Below are 17,165 nucleotides of genomic sequence, written 5' to 3' on the forward strand. Positions count from 1 at the left end.
GGGCGAATGAACCGAGCGAGAAGGTCGCGGCGTCCGGGATGACCCGGGACGTTGCACGAAGAAGATGCACGTATGAAGAAGCTCCGATCTCGGATCACGACGGATGGCCTCGACCGGGCTCCGCACCGCGCGTTCATGCGCGCGATGGGGCTCGACGACGCTGCGATTGCCAAGCCGATGGTGGGCGTCGTCAGCATGAAGGGCGAACAGACGCCCTGCAACATGACGCACGACTTTCAGGTCGCGGCGGCCAAGACCGGAATCGAGGAGGCCGGCGGCACGCCGCGCGAATTTTCGACCGTGTCGGTTTCCGACGGTATCAGCATGAATCACGAGGGGATGAAGTTCTCCCTGTTTTCGCGGGAGCTGATTGCCGACTCGATCGAAGCCGTCGTCCATGGTCTCGCCTACGATGCATTGATAGGCTACGGCGGATGTGACAAGACGCTTCCCGGCGTGATGATGGGCATGGTCCGGTGCAACGTGCCGGCCATTTTCATCTATGGCGGCAGCGCGCTGCCGGGCCGCGTCGACGGGCGGACCCTGACCGTGCTCGACTCCTATGAGGCTGTCGGCAGCTTCATGACCGGAGAGATCGACGGTGCCACGCTCGAACGGATCGAACGCGCCTGCCTGCCGACCATCGGCGCGTGTGCGGGCCAATTCACTGCCAACACCATGGGGATGGTCTCGGAGGCGATGGGTCTCACCATTCCCAACGTGTCGATGGTGCCAGGTGTCTATGCCGAGCGCGCGCAGATATCCAGGCGGGCCGGGCGCCTCATCATGGAGATGCTGGAGCGCGGCGGGCCGTTGCCGCGCGACGTCGTGACGCGGAAATCCCTGGAAAACGGTGCGGCAATCGTGGCTGCCACGGGCGGTTCGACCAATGCTGCGCTGCATCTGCCGGCGATCGCGAACGAGGCCGGGATCGCATTCACGATCGATGATGTCGGCGAGGTTTTTGCCAGGACGCCGCTGATCGGAAACCTGCGGCCGGGAGGCAAATATACGGCAAAGGATGTCTACGATATCGGCGGCGCTGCCGTGGTGATCCGGGAACTGATCCAGAGCGGGCATATTGATGGCAGTTGCCTGTCGATCACGGGCCGTACACTTGCCGAAGAATATGGCGCCGCCAACGCACCTGACGGAGAGGTTGTTTACGCGGCTCGTGCCCCGATCATGCCAGATGGTGGTGTGGCCGTGCTGAAGGGAAACCTCTGTCCCGATGGCGCGGTGATCAAGGTCGCGGGCCTTAAGAACCAATTCTTTGAAGGCGTGGCGCGCGTTTTCGAAGACGAGGAGGCCTGCGTCGCGGCGGTTCGTGATCGCACCTATCAGGCGGGCGAGGTTCTCGTGATCCGCAATGAAGGGCCGGTGGGCGGTCCCGGCATGCGCGAGATGCTCGGCGTCACCGCGCTGATCTACGGCCAGGGCATGGGCGAGAAGGTGGCCCTGATCACGGATGGACGGTTCTCCGGCGCCACCCGCGGAATGTGCATCGGCTATGTGTCTCCCGAGGCCTTCGTCGGCGGCCCGCTGGCGCTGGTACGCGATGGCGACAGGATCCGGATTGATGCCGCGAACCGGCGGATGGATATGCTGGTCGACGAGCAGGAACTCACTGCTCGCCGACACGATTGGAAGCCGCGTCCGCCTCGTCACCGTGCAGGCGCGCTGGCGAAATATGCGCGGTTGGTTGGCCAGGCACCGGGCGGAGCCGTCACGCATGAGGGCCCCGCAGAATGGCCCTGGTTCGGATGACGCGGCGAACCTGCCGGAAACAGCCACTGGTCTGGCAAGTTTCTTGCTAAGCTCGCGTCGCTGACGGAGGATGTTCAGCAAGCCTGTTGCGCAGGGTTCGCGCGAATGAAGTGAGACGAGATGAAGGTAGTGCCTTCGAGATCGGGCGGATGGGTGAGACCGGTGACGCCGCAAAAACCGGCTTCTGCAATCATCGAGATCGAGAGCGTCTCGCAGGTATTTCAGACCTCGGCGCGCAAGAACCATGTGGCGCTATCGGACATCTCGCTGGCGATCGAGGAGGGAGCCTTCGTCTCCATCCTTGGTCCATCCGGCTGCGGCAAGTCGACATTGCTTTACGTCGTCGGCGGCTTCGTCAGCCCAACCAGTGGCTCAGCAAAGATCAGGGGACGGACGATCACGGGACCAGGGCCGGATCGCGGTCCGGTATTCCAGGAATTCGCGTTGTTTCCGTGGAAGTCCGTGCTGGGCAATGTGATGTACGGCCCTCGCCAACAAGGCGTGCGCACCGCCGAGGCGGAAGCACAGAGCCGTGCTTTGATCGAAATGGTCGGGCTCAAGGGCTATGAGAACTTCTATCCCAAGGAACTGTCCGGCGGCATGAAGCAGCGCGTGGCGCTGGCTCGAACGCTGGCTTACCATCCCGAGGTTCTGTTGATGGACGAGCCGTTCGGCGCGCTCGATGCTCACACGCGAACGCGGCTGCAGAACGATCTGTTGAACATCTGGGAGCGTGATCGCAAGACGGTGCTGTTCGTCACGCATTCTGTGGACGAAGCAGTTTTCCTGTCGGACAAAGTCGTGATGATGTCGAAATCGCCCGGCCGCATCCGCGAGGTCATCGACATCGATCTGCCGCGGCCGCGCCGCCGCAGCGAGCTGCTGCTCGACCCTCGCTACCAGAAATACGTCGTCGATATCGAGCGCATGTTCGACGAGGTCGAAGATACGGGATCGGCGTCATGACATCGCTGACGGCCCTTGCCAAGCGTGCCGCGCCGGTGTTTGCCTGCATCGGGCTTCTTGCGGCATGGCAGGTTGCGTCACTCGCGCTGAAGAACGACAGCTTCCCCACGGCGATTGAGGCAATCCGTGCAATCCCGGACATCCTCGGAGACAAGGAAGCGCTAATCAACATCCTGGCCTCGCTCCGCCGCATGGCGGTCGGGTTTGGCATAGCGGTGTCGGTTTCGATCCCACTCGGCCTGTTGATGGGCCGCAGCCGGGCCGTCGCGGCTTTCTTCAATCCGCTCCTGATGGTGATCTACCCGGTGCCGAAGGCAGCCTTGATGCCGATCATCATGCTGTGGCTCGGCGTCGGTGACATCACGAAGACGCTGGTGATCTTCCTCGGCGTCAGCCTGCCCGTGATCTATCACAGCTTCGAGGGCGCCAGGGCGGTGGAAGAGAAGATGCTGTGGTCGGGCGCAGCGATGGGACTTTCGCCTGCGCAACGGCTGGTCCGGATCGTACTGCCGGCGGCGCTGCCGGAAATCTTGACCGGTTGCCGCACCGGACTCGTGCTGGCGCTGATCACGATGATTACCAGCGAGATGATCGCGCGTCAGTCCGGCGCCGGCAACATCTTGTTCAACGCGCTCGACATGGGCCAATACGACACCGTCTTTGCGATGATCATCATCATCGGCGCGATGGGAATCTGCCTGGATGCAATCTTCGAGCGGGTCCGCGCAAGGCTGGTGCGCTGGTCTGAACCGCAGTTCGACTTGCCCTTGAGCTTCTCATAATGCCGCAGCTTCGCTCCACCAGCATCATCCTTGGGCTCGCGCCGATCGTGCTGGTGATCGCGCTGTGGCAGGGCCTCGTATCATTTGGCTTCGCGCCTGCGGTGTTGTTGCCGCCGCCGGGATATGTCTTCGGCAGGCTGCTCCAGCAACTCGTGACATGGACGTTTCAGCAGGAGATCGCGGCGACCCTGATCCGGTTGTTTGCCGGCTTCGCGATTGCGGTCGTGCTCGGTGTCAGCATCGGCATCGCCGCCGCCGCCAGTCCGGCTATCAACGCCGTGGTCCGGCCGATCGTTCGCGTGCTCGCGCCGTTGCCCAAGGTCGCGCTCTATCCAGCATTGCTGCTGCTGCTCGGCTTCGGTCACGGATCGAAGATCACGCTGGTCGCGGCGGATGCACTCTTTCCCATTTTGTTGTCTACTTATTACGGCGCTTCAACGGTGGAGCAGAAGCTGATCTGGTCGGCCATGGCGGCGGGAACGCCGCGCTATCAGATCCTGTTCAAAGTGGTGCTGCCGGCGGCGATGCCGTCGATCCTGACCGGTTGCCGGATCGGCCTTGTCATTTCCTGCATCGTGGTGTTTCTGGCGGAGATGATCACGTCGAGCGATGGGCTCGGACATGTCCTCGTCACGGCGGCCCGGACCTTTCAGGCCGTCGATATGTTCGTGCCGCTGATCACGATCTCGCTGCTGGGCCTGATCCTCAATGGCCTGCTGGGGGCCGTGCGCGCGTACCTGCTGCGGGGTTTCCCCGAAGCATGAACTGACGAAGAAGAAACCAGAAGACCGGGAGTAAGACCATGCTGGCTGATCGCATCGAAGCAAAATGGATCGACGCATTTTGCGAGATTTTTGAGCGATGCGCGGTCAAGGCGGGCGATACCGCGGCGATCCTCTCGGAAACCCAGTCACGTGCGTTGAATGTTCACCTGGCGGAGCTCGCGCTGCTGCGCATGGGCGCGCGACCGTTTCACGTGGTCATGCCGACCCCGCGTAACCGGAATATCGTTCCGGTTCGCTCGACAGGGGCAAGCGAGGCGATCCAGCGGCTTGGCCCGGTGATCACCGCGCTTCAACAGGCGGGCTTTGTGGTGGATTGCACCATCGAGGGCCTGATGCATGCGGTGGAGACACCCGAGATCCTGAAAGCCGGCGCGCGTATCCTGGTGATCTCCAACGAGCATCCCGAGGCGCTGGAACGGATGGTGCCGGATCCCGCACTCGAGAAGCGCGTTCGCGCGGCGGCGAAGATGCTGCGCGGGACCCAGCGGATGCGGGTGACTTCAAAGGCCGGCACGGCGCTCGACGTCGATATGGTCGGCGCGTCCACGGTCGGCGTGTGGGGGTGGACGGACAAGCCCGGTACGCTGGCGCATTGGCCTGGAGGCATCGTCGTCAGCTTCCCCAAGAGCGGAACGATCAGTGGCACGCTGGTGATGGCGCCCGGTGACATCAACCTGACCTTCAAGCGTTACCTGACATCGCCGGTGAAGATGACACTGAGGGACGATTATGTCGTCGAGCTGGAAGGCGAGGGCACTGATGCCGCAATGATGCGTGCCTACCTTGCGGCTTGGGGCGATCGGGAAGCCTATGCGGTCTCGCATGTCGGGTTCGGCATGAATCCGGGTGCGCGCTACGAGGCGCTGTCGATGTATGACCAGCGCGACACCAACGGCACCGAAATTCGCGCTGTCTCCGGCAACTTTCTGTTCTCGACCGGTGCCAACGAATTCGCCGGCCGCTACACGGCGGGTCATTTCGATCTGCCGATGATGGGGACGACGATCGAGCTCGATGGCGTCGCCGTGGTGCGTGAAGGGGTGCTTCAGGACGTCTTCGGCTAGGTCCGATCGAGCACAGGCGGGCGAGCCAGGTCAAAGTGCCGGAGCAGGTCGACCATGGCCTGAAGCCGTTTTGTCCGATAGGCGTCGACGTCCATGCCGGAATAGTCGAGAAAGCCCGCACCTGTGCGCAGGCCGATCCGGCCCTCGTGCATGTTCCGCGAAATGACCTCCGGCGCACGATAGCGGTCGCTGCCGAGCGCGCCTTCGAGATAGCGGCTGGCATAGTAGAGGATGTCGCCGCCACCCCAGTCGATGAATTCGAGCAGCCCGAGCACCGCGTAGCGGAAGCCGAAGCCGTAGCGGATCGCCTTGTCGATCTCCTCGGCGCTCGCGACGCCTTCCTCGACCATGCGCGCGGCCTCGTTCATCGCCAGCGCCTGGATGCGCGGGACGATGAAGCCGGGAGTCGCTGCGCAGACCACCGGGACCTTGCCGATGCCTTCGAGTAGCGCCTTGACCTCCTCGATGATGGCGGGGTCGGTGGCCTTACCGGGCGAAACCTCCACCAGCGGAATCAGATAGGCCGGATTGAGCCAGTGCACATTGAGGAAGCGGCGAGGATTCACGATCGCGCCCGAGAGATCGTCGACAAGGATGGTCGACGTCGTCGATGCGATGATCGTATCGGAGCCGACTTGTTTTGAGGCCGCCCCCAGCACGTCCCTCTTGAGCTCGACGATCTCGGGGACCCCTTCGAAGACTATTCCCGCATCGGACAGTGCCGCATCGCTCTGGCTGCCCGGCACCACCGAGACCCGCGCGATCAGCGGATCGACGTCCGCCTCGGTCAGTAGCCCCAGCTTCGCCAGGCTGGCAAAGATCTTCCTGACTTCGCCGAGCGCATCTGCCTCCAGCCTGACGAAATCTTCCACTGAACGGGCCTTGATGTCGATCATCGTGACCGTATGCCCCGCATAGGCAAACGCGACGGCGATGCCGCGGCCCATGCGGCCGGCGCCGAGACAGGCGATGATGGCTCGGCTGGTCATCGCTTAAAATCCCTTGCGAAGAAGCGTTTGCAATGCGGTTTTGTCGAGATTGCCGAGTCCCAGCGTCTCGAGGGTCCGGCCGCCTTGCGCGAAATCCTCACCGCAGATTGCGCCGCCAATGGCCAGGAATGCCTTGGCCAGCGGCGTAGCCACGCGCGCCAAGCCGGCGACGGAGACCAGCAGCGATAGCCCAAGCCGCAAATCTTCTCTCATATAGCGGTGCTCGGTCAGCACGATCCGCTCGCGCCAGTCGCCGGAATCGGTCAGCCGGTCATGCGAGCCGCGGCCGTACATCCAGATCTCGCCTTCCTTGGCATAATGATGGGCGAGCGGAAAATGCGGTGCGCCATATCCGAGCGCCTCACGCACGGCAATCCGTTCGCCGTCGAGCGCGTCGGTGACCCTGCGAATCGCGGCTTGCGTTCCTTCCTTGTGGATGTCCCACTTTTCGAAATGCTCGATCGAGCCTGCATTCATGACGATCAGCGGCGGATGGATAATCGGGCCTGCGTTCATCAGCGCCCCCGAAAGAGCGTCTCCGCACGGCTCGATTGCGCCGGGGAAAGCCTGTCCGATCACCTCAAGTGCGCGCGGCGCCTGATCGAGCGGGAAAATGCCGACCGGCAGTCGCTTGGCGCGGATGGTGATCGCGACCTCGAACGCGCCGTGCTTGCGGGTTAGCCAGGGCAAGGTCCCGGTTTCGGCAAAGCTCGCGTTGGCGCGGTTGCCCGCATCCCGCGCAGCCTGGGCGAAGATCATCGAGCCGAAGGTCGCCGGCGGCAGAAACACGACCTGTCCATCCCGCAGATGTGGAGCAAGCAGGCGTGCGATATCAGTCTGCGCGAAGGCGGGGGCAGGGCACAGGATCAGCTCTGCACCGTTGACGGCCTCGGCGATGCCGGTCGTCACCAGCGCCAATTTCACGTTATGACGGCCGTTATGATCTTTCACCAGGACGCGCGAGCCGGCGGCGCGATGTGCTGCGACCTGATCCGCGTCGCGGCGCCAGAGCCGGACCTCATGTCCCGACAGCGCAAAATCGCCTGCGGCCGCGAAAGAGCCGTTTCCTCCCCCCAGAACCGCAATCTTCAAGATGCTTCTCCTTGCGCGCGCGATTGCGCATCAAGCTGCTTCAGCAGGAAATGCTGGACCTTGCCGAGCGCTGTGCGCGGCAGGTCCGTGACGAAAACGATGTCGCGCGGAACCTTGTAGCGGGCGAGTTGGGCCTGAAGATGCACTTTCAACGCGTCTGCTTCCAGTTGACCGCCGGATCGCGGGATCACGTAGGCGATGGGCACCTCGTCCCAGCGTGGATCGGGCCGGCCGATCACGGCGCACTCGCTGACATCGGGATGTTCGAGCAGGACGCGTTCGACCTCCGCCGGATAGACGTTCTCACCGCCGGAAATGATCATGTTCTTCTTGCGGTCGCGCACCCAGAAATAGCCGTCCGCGTCGCACAGGCCGATATCGCCGGTACGATACCAGCCGTCGTGCAGCGCATCGCGCGTGGCGTCCGCATTACCCCAATATTCGAAGAACACGTTCGGGCCGCGCACCGCGATCTCGCCCGGTGCGCCCGCCGGCACCTCGTTGCCGGCCTGATCAATCACTTTCGCTTCGCAGCACAGGCCGGCAAGTCCGGTCGATCCCGTGCGCGAGAGATCGCCACCAAGCCGGGTGTAGACTGCAATGGGGCATGTTTCCGTCGAGCCGTAGACCTGAAGCACCGGGACGCCACGCTCCACGAAGCGGTCGATCAGATGCGGCGGCACGATGGTCGAGCCGGTCGCGACGGCTTTGAGCGATGAAAGGTCGGTCATGGTCCAGGCGGGATGCTCGCTTACGGCCTGGATGATTGCCGGTACCATCACGGTCAAGGTCGGCCGCTCCCGTTCGATGGCCGCAAGCGCGGTGTCCGGCGTGAAGCGTGCGTGAACCGTGACCGTCGCGCCCAGCTGGAGCGCCGCCGTCGTCTGGATGTTGAGGCCACCGACGTGGAAGAACGGCAGCAGCGTCAGCACATGGTCGTCAGACGTCATGTTGTGCATGTGCTGGCTCATGACGCCGTTCCAGAACAACGCCTCCTGGCGCAGCACCGCGCCTTTCGGTCGTCCGGTCGTTCCCGATGTGTAGACAATGAGGAGCGGGCAGGAGAGATCGGTGTGCGGGTTGCGGCCGGTGCCCCGGCTTCGGGCCAACAGGTTTTCGAACGTCGTACCGCGGGGCGGCTCGAAATCGAGCCCGACAATTGCAGTGCCCTCGAGCTCGGCAAGAATTCCCTCAAAGGCCTGCTCGAGCACCAGGACCTTGGCGCCGGCATCGGTAAGGATGAAAAGCTGCTCGGCTATCGCCAGACGCCAGTTCAGCGGCACCAGCATCGCGCCGAGCCGCGCGCAGGCATAGAGCAGAACCAGATAATCCGGCCGGTTCAGGCTGAGGATCGCAACGCGGTCGCCGCGGCCGACGCCGAGCTCCTGCTTCAATGTCGCCGCCGTCCGCTCGATGCGTGCCGCGAACGCTGCATAGCTCAACCGTTCGCCTTCGAAGGCAATGGCTGTCTTGTCTGGCGCGAACGCCGCGTTGCGATCGATCAGACTGCAGAGATCCACCGTCAGTCGTCCGTTTCGCCGGGCTCGTACAGCGCTTCGCGCCCGATCCGGTCGAGGCAGAGCTCGGCTGTCCAGGGCAACATCAGCGAGCCGCAGCGGCTGTCGCGATAGATCCGCTCGAGCGGCAGCGAGCGGAGCATAGCCTGACCGCCACAGGTGCGAATCGCGAGCGCGGCGAGCTCATTGGCGCCCTCCATCACCGAATATTGCGCGGCATAGGCGCGAAGCACCTGCTCCTTGCTCGGATTGGCGCGCGCCTCGGTGACCGCCTGGAACCAGATCGCCTTGATCTGCTCGAGCTTGATCTGCATTTGCGCGACCGCAATCTGCTTGGTCGGATACATCCTGCGCTTGACCGGCGGCGTGCCCGGTACTTCGCCGCGCAGATATCGCACGGTGAAGTCATAGGCGGCTTGCGCAAGGCCCATATAGGTCGGCGACAGCGTCAGGAACATGTGCGGCCAGCGCATCGCGGCCTGGAAATACACACCCCTCGGCATCAGCGCCGAATCTGCCGGCACGAACACGTCCTTGAACAGCAGCGTGCGCGAGACCGTTCCGCGCATGCCGAGCGGATCCCAGTCGCCGACGACCGAAACGCCTTCCGATTTTGAAGGGATGGCGAGGTAAAGCGTATTGCGGCGCGAAGCCTTCTCGCCTTCCGCGATCTCGGTGCAGAGAACGCCGTAATAGTCCGCATGGCCGGAGAGTGATGCAAAGATCTTCTTGCCGTTGACGATCCAGCCGCCCTCGATCGGCCGTGCTTCCGTGCCGAAAGCGACGCCGCCTGCCGCTGCCGCACCGCCCTCCGAAAAAGGCTGCGAATAGATCGCGCCGTCCTCGATGATGCGCTTGTAGTGGACTGCACGTCGCCGCTCGTGCTCGGCGCGAGTCTCTGCATCCATGTCGAGATCGTCGGCGAGCGGGCCCGACCACAGCGTCGAGCAGACATGCATGTTCCAGGTGAGCGCAGTCGCGCCGCAATAGCGGCCGATTTCGGCTGCCGCGAGGGCGTAGGTTTGATAATTCGCTCCGAGCCCGCCATGCTTCTTGGGCACGGCAATACCGAGCAGGCCGACGCGATGCAGGTCGCGATAATTCTCCGACGGGAAAATCGCCTCGCGATCGTAAGTCGCGGCGCGGTCGGCGAACACGCTCTGGCCGATCTCGCGCGCCCGCGCGATGATGCCGGCCTGCTCCTCGCTCAGTCGGAATGCGACGGGATCGAAGATCGGTGCATCCAGCGCGACCTTGTCACTCGCGCCGATGGTCTTGCTGACTTGCATGGTCATGGCGCAGTCATCCTACGTGTTGATCGCGACGGAGTTCAGGAACCGGCCGAGGGCCTTGTCAAAGGCATCGGGGCGCTCAAGGTTTGCAAGATGGCCGACACCGGCCAACTCGACATACTCGGCAGATGGAATGTAGGTCGCCGTCTTCGCCATCATTGGGGCTGGTGCGTTGTTGTCCTTGGAGCCGGACAGCAGCAGCGTCGGGATGGAAATGTCCTTGAGGGTGCTGCGTTGGTCGAAGCCGATCAAGGCCAGCATCATGGCGCGATAGCTCGCCTCGGGCACGCTTGCCATGCACTCGCGTGCAAGCTCCATTCCCCGGGGATCAGGATCGTCGCCCACCAGTTCCTTCACCAGAGAGGGCGCCAGCGACTTCATCGTTTCGCCGCGATCGAGCGGCCCGAGCCGTGCGGCGATAAATGATTTCTGCCAATCGCCGTCGGCCTTGCCGAAGGCCGGGCTGGTCTGCGCCAGCACGATCGCGCGCGCCAGGTTTGGGGAGTGCACCAGCCAATTCTGGACGATCATGCCGCCGATGGAATGCCCGACCAGAATTGGCTTGCTCGCACCAAGCTGCTCGATGAATCGCTGAAGCGCATCCGCCAGGGCAGCGATGCTGACGCTGGGGAGCGGTGCCGACCCACCATAGCCAGGCATGTCCCATGCAATCGCGTGGAAGCGGTCACTGAATGTGGCAAGCTGCTGCCGCCAGGCCCGTGCCGCACCGCCGATGCCATGCAGGAAAATCAGAGGTGTCCCGCCCGGATCGCCCGCTGCTTCATAGGCGAAGCGGCCGTCCTTTGTTATCATTGGCGCAGGCTGCGACACGCGACATCCTTTTGCTCGGCCCTTCGATGCTAACAGGCCTGTGAGGGATGGGAAGAGATAATTTTATACTTAAAGCAATTTTCGGGCCGGGGTCCGGCGTGCGGCTGTTGCGGCCGAGTCGAGCTTTATTTGCAAAAGTTTGAAGGTTAAAATATATCGAGAGAGCGATCAGCAGAATGCAAGGAAGCCAGCGCATGTCCGGATTACCGCATTCGCCGCACGCGCTGGTGACCGGTGGCGGTCGCGGCATCGGTCGCGCCATCGCAGCAGCGCTCGTCGAGGCCGGTGCCACGGTGACTGTCCTTGGGCGGAACGCTGCGACGCTTGAAGAGGCTGTCAGCGCAGGGGCAGCGCATTTTGCGGCTGTCGCCGACGTCTCGGACGAAACCTCAATGAAAGTCGCCATCGCTGAAGCGAGCGCGCGGAAGCCGATCGATATTCTGATCGCCAACGCGGGAAGCGCCGAGTCCGCGCCGTTCTCCAAATCCGACAGCGCCCTGTTCGCGCGCATGATGGACGTCAATTTCATGGGCGTGGTCCATGCTGTCAGCGCTGTGCTGCCCGGGATGAAGGACCGTCCCTATGGTCGTATCGTCGCGATCGCGTCCACGGCGGGGCTCAAGGGATACGCCTATGTCAGTGCTTACACCGCGGCCAAGCACGCTGTGGTCGGTCTCGTGCGGTCTCTCGCTCTCGAGATGGCCGGCAGCAACGTGACCGTCAACGCGGTGTGTCCCGGTTTCACCGACACCGATCTCGTCGCCGGCAGCATCGAGAACATCATGAAAAAGACGGGGCGGAGCCGCGAGCAGGCCATTGCTGAGCTCGCGAAACATAATCCGCAAGGGCGATTGATCTCTCCTCGGGAGGTCGCGGATGCCGTGCTCTGGCTGTGCGGCGAGGGCGCCGGCGCAATCACCGGGCAGGCAATCGCTGTTGCCGGTGGTGAGATTTAGCGCGCTTGGCAAAGGCGCGGAGCAAGGAAGCCAAGGAGATCGTATGAGCAGACCAGCCAATCCCGTGACCTTACCGCTTGCGGACTATTCGCCGCAGCACTTCCTGCTGGCCGTCGTCGATGGTGTTGCAACCGTGACGCTCAATCGTCCGGAACGAAAGAATCCGTTGACCTTCGAGAGCTATCGCGAACTGACCGATTTCTTTCGCGCCTGCGCGTTCGACGATGCGGTCAAGTCCATCGTCATGACCGGCGCTGGCGCCAATTTCTCGTCCGGCGGCGATGTGTTCGAGATCATCGGTCCGCTCGTGAAGATGGACACCAAGGGGCTGACGGCGTTTACGCGGATGACCGGCGACCTCGTCAAGGCGATGCGGGCCTGCCCGCAGCCGATCGTTGCCGCGGTTGAAGGCATCTGTGCCGGCGCGGGCGCGATCATCGCCATGGCGTCGGACATGCGGCTTGCGGCGAGCGGGGCCAAGGTCGCATTCCTCTTCAACAAGGTCGGCCTTGCCGGTTGTGACATGGGCGCCTGCGCGATCCTGCCGCGGATCATCGGACAGTCCCGCGCCTCCGAGTTGCTCTACACCGGCCGGTTCATGACCGCGGAGGAGGGCGAGCGCTGGGGCTTCTTCAGCCGCCTCGTCATCCCGGAGCAGGTGCTGCCCCAGGCGCAGCTACTGGCCAAGCAGATTGCGGAGGGCCCGACCTTTGCCAACACCATGACCAAGCGGATGCTGGCCATGGAATGGGCGATGTCGGTGGAGGAGGCGATCGAGGCGGAAGCTATTGCTCAGGCGCTGTGCATGACGACGGCCGATTTCGAACGGGCCTTCGAGGCTTTCGCCAACAAGGTCAAGCCGGTCTTCAGGGGCGATTAAGCCGGGCTTTGCCGGCAGCCTGCCGCAATGGGGACTTGCGCGCAATTATTTTAGGCTTAAAATAGTTTCGCCGGGTTGAATTGGCGAGGCTCCCATGAAAGTCGCGATCATCGGTGGCGGACCTGCGGGTCTCTACGCTGCGATCCTGCTGAAGAAGCAGCGGCCGAGCGCCGAGATCGCGGTATACGAGCGCAATCGCGCCGACGACACCTTCGGCTTCGGCGTGGTGTTCTCGGACGCCACGCTTGATAATTTCGAGAAGCACGATCTTCCCAGCTATCGCCGCATCACCCAGGAATTCGCCTACTGGGATGACATCGCCGTGCACTTCCGCGGAACTGTCCATCGGGTCGGCGGCAACGGCTTTTGCGGCTGCTCGCGGCAGAAGCTGCTCCTGATCCTCCAGGCGCGCGCGCGCGAACTGGGCGTCGTCCTGAATTTCGAAGCGGACGTCGAGGACGAATCCCGCTTCGCCGACGCCGATCTCATCCTGCTCGCGGACGGCATCAACAGCCGCTTTCGCGACAAATATGTCGATCATTTCGAGCCGGAAGTCGATCTCCGTGCCAACAAGTTCGCCTGGATGGGCTCGACCAGGCCGCTGGATGCCTTCACCTTCATCTTCCAGGAGACGGAGTGCGGGCCGTTCATCGCCCATGCCTATCAATATGAAGCCGGGCACTCCACCTGGATTTTCGAGACCGATCCGGAGACGTTCGAACGCGCCGGGCTGACAGGGTTGAACGAGACCCAGTCGGCTGCGCGAATGGCGGAGATCTTCGGCTGGTTCCTCGATGGGCACCAACTGCTCACCAACCGCTCGACGTGGCGCAACTTCCCGATGATCCGCAGCAAGCGCTGGGTCAAGGACAACATGGTTCTGCTCGGCGACGCCAAGGCGAGCGCGCATTTCTCGATTGGCTCAGGCACCAAGCTCGCAATGGAAGACGCGATCGCGCTGGCTGACGCAATGGACAAGGCGCCCAGCATCAAGGCGGCGCTGGACGTCTATGAGCACGGCCGCCGCGAAGAGGTCGAGAAGACGCAGCACGCCGCCGACGTCTCGCTGGTCTGGTTCGAGCATGTCGACCGCTTCTGGGATTTCGATCCGGTGCAGTTCGCCTTCGGCGTGATGACGCGCTCGAAGGCGATCACTTATGACAATCTGAAACTCCGCGCTCCCGACTTCGTGGCTGAAGTCGATAAGTCGTTTGCCAGGCAGGTTCGCAACAGCGGTTTCGAAGTCGACACCGAGAAGCCGATGGTGCCGCTGTTCCAGCCTTTCCGGCTGCGCGAGATGGAGATCGCCAATCGCGCCGTGGTGTCGCCGATGTGCATGTATTCGGCGAAAGAGGGCGTGCCGACGGATTTCCACCTGGTGCATTATGGATCGCGCGCGATCGGCGGCGCCGGCCTGATCTTCACGGAGATGACCTGCGTTACCCGCGACGCCCGCATCACGCCCGGCTGCACAGGATTGTGGAATGACGCGCAGGAGGCGTCCTGGCAGCGCATCGTGGATTTCGTCCATGCCAATTCAGCCGCAAAAATCTGCCTGCAACTGGGGCACGCCGGGCGCAAGGGTGCGACCAAGCTGATGTGGGACGGCATGGACCGTCCGCTGGACGAAGGCGGCTGGGAGGTGTTTTCGGCGTCGCCGCTGCCCTATTTCCCCGACAGTCAGGTTCCGCGCGAGCTCGACCGGGCCGGCATGAACGTAGTGAGAGATGCTTTCGTAGCGTCGGCCGGGCGCGGCGAACGCTGTGGCTTCGACATGCTCGAACTGCACTGCGCCCACGGCTATCTGCTTGCGAGCTTCATCTCGCCGCTGACGAACACCCGCACGGATGAGTATGGCGGCTCGCTGGCCAATCGCCTGCGCTTTCCACTCGAAGTCTTCGAGGCGCTGCGGGCCGTGTGGCCGTCGCACAAGCCAATGTCGGTGCGCATTTCCGCGACCGACTGGGCCGAGGGTGGCATCGGCGGCGACGATGCGGTGGCGATCGCGCGCGCCTTTGCCGAGGCCGGCGTCGATCTCGTCGACGTCTCGACCGGGCAGACCGTGCGCGATGCGCAGCCGATCTATGGGCGCATGTTCCAGACCCCGTTCTCCGACCAGGTCCGCAATGAGGCGCGCGTGGCCACGATGTGCGTCGGCAATATCACGACGGCGGACCAGGCCAACACCATCCTGGCTGCGGGCCGGGCGGATCTCGTTGCGCTCGGGCGGCCGCATCTAGTCGATCCCTTCTTCACCATGCGGGCGGCGGCTTGGTACGGGGCGGACGACGCGTTCTGCCCGCCGCAATATCTTCCCGGAAAAGATCAGATTTTCCGTAACAGCGTGCGCGACCGGCAGGATCTCGAGGAGCTGAGAATTAAGGCTAAGCCTAAGACCCGGGCCGAGCTCAAGGCGGAGGCGACAAAGCCGCTTGCGGCGGAGTGACCGCCCGTGCGAATTTGGCCGCGTTGCCTGGTGTGTACCGAGTGGAGTGAGGGCGATGAAGGCGATTATCGTCGGTGGCGGTATCGGTGGTCTCACCACCGCATTGATGCTGCGCTCGCGGGGCCTCGCTTGCGAGATTTTCGAGCAGTCCGACACCATCCGCGAGCTTGGCGTCGGCATCAACACGCTGCCGCATGCCATGCGCGAGCTGGCAGGCCTCGGTTTGCTCCAGCAGCTTGACGATGTCGCGATCCGCACCGACCAGCTCTATTACCTCAACCGTCACGGCCAGGAAGTCTGGCGCGAGGCTCGCGGCATCGACGCCGGCCATGACGTGCCGCAATTCTCGATCCACCGCGGTCGACTTCAGGGCGTCATCCATCGGGCTGTCGAGGAGCGGCTCGGGCCGGAGGCCATCCACACTGGCTGCCGCCTCGGTGCCTTCACGCAGGACGAGAGCGGCGTCACCGCTTACTTCTTCGACCGCTCAGGCGCGCACATCCATACCGCGCGCGGCGACATTCTAATTGGTGCCGACGGCATCCATTCGCGGGTCCGTGACACGCTCTTCCCGGGCGAGGGGCCGCCATGCTGGAACGGCCTGATGCTGTGGCGCGGTGCGCGGGATTGGCCACTGTTCCTCACCGGCAAATCGATGATCGTGGCCGGTGGCCTCAACGCCAAGGTGGTGATCTATCCAATCGCGGAGGGATCGAGCCCGGCGAGCCGTCTCACCAACTGGGCGGTGCTGGTGAAGGTCGGCGAGGGCAATGCCCCGCCGCCGCGGAAGGAAGACTGGTCGCGGCCGGGCCGGCGCGAGGAGCTGATGCCGCATGTGGCGCGCTTCTCGGTGCCCTACGTCGACGTGAAGAGCCTGATCTCGGCCACGCCCGAGTTCTACGAATATCCGACCTGCGACCGCGATCCGTTGCCCTATTGGTCGTCGGGCAGAGTCACGCTGCTCGGCGATGCCGCGCATCCGATGTATCCGGTCGGCTCAAATGGCGCCTCGCAGGCGATCCTCGATGCGCGCTGCCTCGCCGACGCACTGGTGCGCGCCGAGCATCCGCGCCAGGCATTGCTTGAATACGAGAAGAAGCGCCTGCCGATGACCGCGGATATCGTCCGCTCCAACAGGCGTGGCGGTCCCGAGGGCGTCATCGACGCCGTCGAGCAGCTCGCGCCTGATGGTTTCGACAATGTCGACAACGTGCTGAGCTATTCCCAGCGCGAGGCGATCGTGCGCGGCTATGCCACCAAGGCCGGCTTCGCCGCAGTGCCGGGACTTGCGGCGGTGCGGGCTTAAGATGCCCTGCTAGCCGCCGGGAGGTGGCGGCAGGAAGTGGATGTTGAACTCGGCGGCCATCGCCACCACGTCCTCGGGCTTCTGTTCCTTCATGTTGTGGAGGCCCCAGAACAGGTCGAACAGCTTGCGGGTCGGTGACACCCAGAACAGCACCTTCGCGGTCTGCTCCGATTTGTTGAAGATGCCGTGCGGCACACCCATGCCGAGCCGGATCAGGTCGCCCGCGGTCGCCTGCGACTCGGAATTGCCGAGCATGAAATCGAGCTTGCCCTCCAGCATGTAGAGATATTCATCCTGGTCGGGATGGATGTGCGGCGGCACGAACGTGCCCGGTGGCAGCGTCGCATGCCAGGAGAAGCTGTGCTCCGTGTTGCTCTTCGGCACATAGGTCTGGCCAAGAATGTTCCAGGAGATGCCCTGGATTCCCTCATTGGCCCGTGTAATGCCGGTGATTTCGCTCTTCATTGTGATCCTCCCTCAACGCGACGTGCG

15 protein-coding genes are annotated in these 17,165 nt (G+C 63.4%); 9 read left to right on the forward strand and 6 right to left on the reverse strand.

Features of this window, described 5'->3' with window-relative positions:
* Positions 1-72 precede the first annotated feature (72 nt).
* The 5 genes from ilvD (at position 73) to IVB13_RS08995 (ending at position 5,364) form a co-directional block, all read left to right on the forward strand.
* Positions 73-1,767 carry a dihydroxy-acid dehydratase gene (ilvD, locus tag IVB13_RS08975; protein ID WP_018454837.1) on the forward strand — a complete coding sequence of 565 codons (1,695 nt, stop codon included), beginning with the start codon at positions 73-75 and terminating at the stop codon, positions 1,765-1,767.
* Positions 1,768-1,887: 120 nt separating this feature from the next.
* Positions 1,888-2,733 (forward strand): ABC transporter ATP-binding protein, encoded by an 846-nt coding sequence (locus IVB13_RS08980; protein ID WP_039799195.1) that lies wholly within the window; start codon positions 1,888-1,890, stop codon positions 2,731-2,733.
* Entirely contained in the window at positions 2,730-3,515 is a 786-nt protein-coding gene (locus IVB13_RS08985; protein ID WP_018454835.1) for an ABC transporter permease, read from the forward strand. The genes IVB13_RS08980 and IVB13_RS08985 overlap by 4 nt, the downstream gene beginning before the upstream one ends.
* A complete protein-coding gene (locus IVB13_RS08990; protein WP_026232822.1) occupies positions 3,512-4,279 on the forward strand; it encodes an ABC transporter permease subunit in 768 nt (255 codons plus the stop codon). The genes IVB13_RS08985 and IVB13_RS08990 overlap by 4 nt, the downstream gene beginning before the upstream one ends.
* 38 nt (positions 4,280-4,317) lie before the next feature.
* A complete protein-coding gene (locus IVB13_RS08995; RefSeq protein ID WP_247488477.1) occupies positions 4,318-5,364 on the forward strand; it encodes a peptidase M29 in 1,047 nt (348 codons plus the stop codon).
* On the opposite strand, the gene IVB13_RS09000 is transcribed toward IVB13_RS08995, so the two are convergent.
* The 5 genes from IVB13_RS09000 to IVB13_RS09020 are packed head-to-tail and all read right to left on the reverse strand — an operon-like array spanning position 5,361 to position 11,085.
* Positions 5,361-6,353, reverse strand: coding sequence for a 3-hydroxybutyryl-CoA dehydrogenase (locus IVB13_RS09000; protein ID WP_247488479.1), 993 nt, complete (start codon positions 6,351-6,353; stop codon positions 5,361-5,363). The genes IVB13_RS08995 and IVB13_RS09000 overlap by 4 nt on opposite strands.
* A gap of 3 nt (positions 6,354-6,356) precedes the next feature.
* The gene (locus tag IVB13_RS09005; RefSeq protein ID WP_247488481.1) at positions 6,357-7,445 is read right to left on the reverse strand and encodes an NAD/NADP-dependent octopine/nopaline dehydrogenase family protein; all 1,089 of its coding nucleotides are present in this window, start codon (positions 7,443-7,445) and stop codon (positions 6,357-6,359) included.
* The gene (locus IVB13_RS09010) at positions 7,442-8,965 is read right to left on the reverse strand and encodes a long-chain-fatty-acid--CoA ligase (protein ID WP_018454830.1); all 1,524 of its coding nucleotides are present in this window, start codon (positions 8,963-8,965) and stop codon (positions 7,442-7,444) included. The genes IVB13_RS09005 and IVB13_RS09010 overlap by 4 nt, the downstream gene beginning before the upstream one ends.
* Before the next feature lie 2 nt (positions 8,966-8,967).
* Positions 8,968-10,257: an acyl-CoA dehydrogenase gene (locus IVB13_RS09015; RefSeq protein ID WP_018454829.1), complete on the reverse strand. Its 1,290-nt coding sequence runs from the start codon at positions 10,255-10,257 to the stop codon at positions 8,968-8,970.
* Between the two features lie 12 nt (positions 10,258-10,269).
* Complete coding sequence (locus IVB13_RS09020) at positions 10,270-11,085, reverse strand: alpha/beta hydrolase (RefSeq protein WP_026232821.1); 816 nt, start codon at positions 11,083-11,085, stop codon at positions 10,270-10,272.
* A gap of 194 nt (positions 11,086-11,279) precedes the next feature.
* Between IVB13_RS09020 and IVB13_RS09025 the strand changes: the two genes are divergently transcribed.
* The 4 genes from IVB13_RS09025 (at position 11,280) to IVB13_RS09040 (ending at position 16,673) form a co-directional block, all read left to right on the forward strand.
* Positions 11,280-12,041: an SDR family oxidoreductase gene (locus IVB13_RS09025; RefSeq protein ID WP_247488483.1), complete on the forward strand. Its 762-nt coding sequence runs from the start codon at positions 11,280-11,282 to the stop codon at positions 12,039-12,041.
* 43 nt (positions 12,042-12,084) lie between these two features.
* Positions 12,085-12,921, forward strand: coding sequence for an enoyl-CoA hydratase family protein (locus IVB13_RS09030; RefSeq protein WP_247488485.1), 837 nt, complete (start codon positions 12,085-12,087; stop codon positions 12,919-12,921).
* 94 nt (positions 12,922-13,015) lie between these two features.
* On the forward strand, positions 13,016-15,367 hold the full coding sequence (locus IVB13_RS09035; protein ID WP_247488487.1) for a bifunctional salicylyl-CoA 5-hydroxylase/oxidoreductase: 2,352 nt from the start codon (positions 13,016-13,018) through the stop codon (positions 15,365-15,367).
* A gap of 55 nt (positions 15,368-15,422) precedes the next feature.
* On the forward strand, positions 15,423-16,673 hold the full coding sequence (locus IVB13_RS09040) for a flavin-dependent oxidoreductase (RefSeq protein ID WP_018454824.1): 1,251 nt from the start codon (positions 15,423-15,425) through the stop codon (positions 16,671-16,673).
* A gap of 9 nt (positions 16,674-16,682) precedes the next feature.
* Here the strand turns inward: IVB13_RS09040 and IVB13_RS09045 are convergent, their stop codons facing one another.
* On the reverse strand, positions 16,683-17,138 hold the full coding sequence (locus IVB13_RS09045; RefSeq protein ID WP_007601580.1) for a cupin domain-containing protein: 456 nt from the start codon (positions 17,136-17,138) through the stop codon (positions 16,683-16,685).
* Positions 17,139-17,165 lie beyond the last annotated feature (27 nt).

The organism is Bradyrhizobium sp. 17, from assembly GCF_023073515.1.
GTDB classification, from domain to species: domain Bacteria; phylum Pseudomonadota; class Alphaproteobacteria; order Rhizobiales; family Xanthobacteraceae; genus Bradyrhizobium; species Bradyrhizobium canariense_D.

Excerpts from the sequence above, each read along its gene's own strand:
- IVB13_RS08980 (WP_039799195.1), top strand. The coding sequence starts at position 1,888 with ATGAAGGTAGTGCCTTCGAGATCGGGCGGATGGGTGAGACCGGTGACG.
- IVB13_RS09015 (WP_018454829.1), bottom strand. The coding sequence starts at position 10,257 with ATGACCATGCAAGTCAGCAAGACCATCGGCGCGAGTGACAAGGTCGCG.
- IVB13_RS09000 (WP_247488479.1), bottom strand. The coding sequence starts at position 6,353 with ATGACCAGCCGAGCCATCATCGCCTGTCTCGGCGCCGGCCGCATGGGC.
- IVB13_RS09025 (WP_247488483.1), top strand. The coding sequence starts at position 11,280 with ATGTCCGGATTACCGCATTCGCCGCACGCGCTGGTGACCGGTGGCGGT.
- IVB13_RS08995 (WP_247488477.1), top strand. The coding sequence starts at position 4,318 with ATGCTGGCTGATCGCATCGAAGCAAAATGGATCGACGCATTTTGCGAG.
- ilvD (WP_018454837.1), top strand. The coding sequence starts at position 73 with ATGAAGAAGCTCCGATCTCGGATCACGACGGATGGCCTCGACCGGGCT.
- IVB13_RS09040 (WP_018454824.1), top strand. The coding sequence starts at position 15,423 with ATGAAGGCGATTATCGTCGGTGGCGGTATCGGTGGTCTCACCACCGCA.
- IVB13_RS09030 (WP_247488485.1), top strand. The coding sequence starts at position 12,085 with ATGAGCAGACCAGCCAATCCCGTGACCTTACCGCTTGCGGACTATTCG.
- IVB13_RS08985 (WP_018454835.1), top strand. The coding sequence starts at position 2,730 with ATGACATCGCTGACGGCCCTTGCCAAGCGTGCCGCGCCGGTGTTTGCC.
- IVB13_RS09045 (WP_007601580.1), bottom strand. The coding sequence starts at position 17,138 with ATGAAGAGCGAAATCACCGGCATTACACGGGCCAATGAGGGAATCCAG.
- IVB13_RS09035 (WP_247488487.1), top strand. The coding sequence starts at position 13,016 with ATGAAAGTCGCGATCATCGGTGGCGGACCTGCGGGTCTCTACGCTGCG.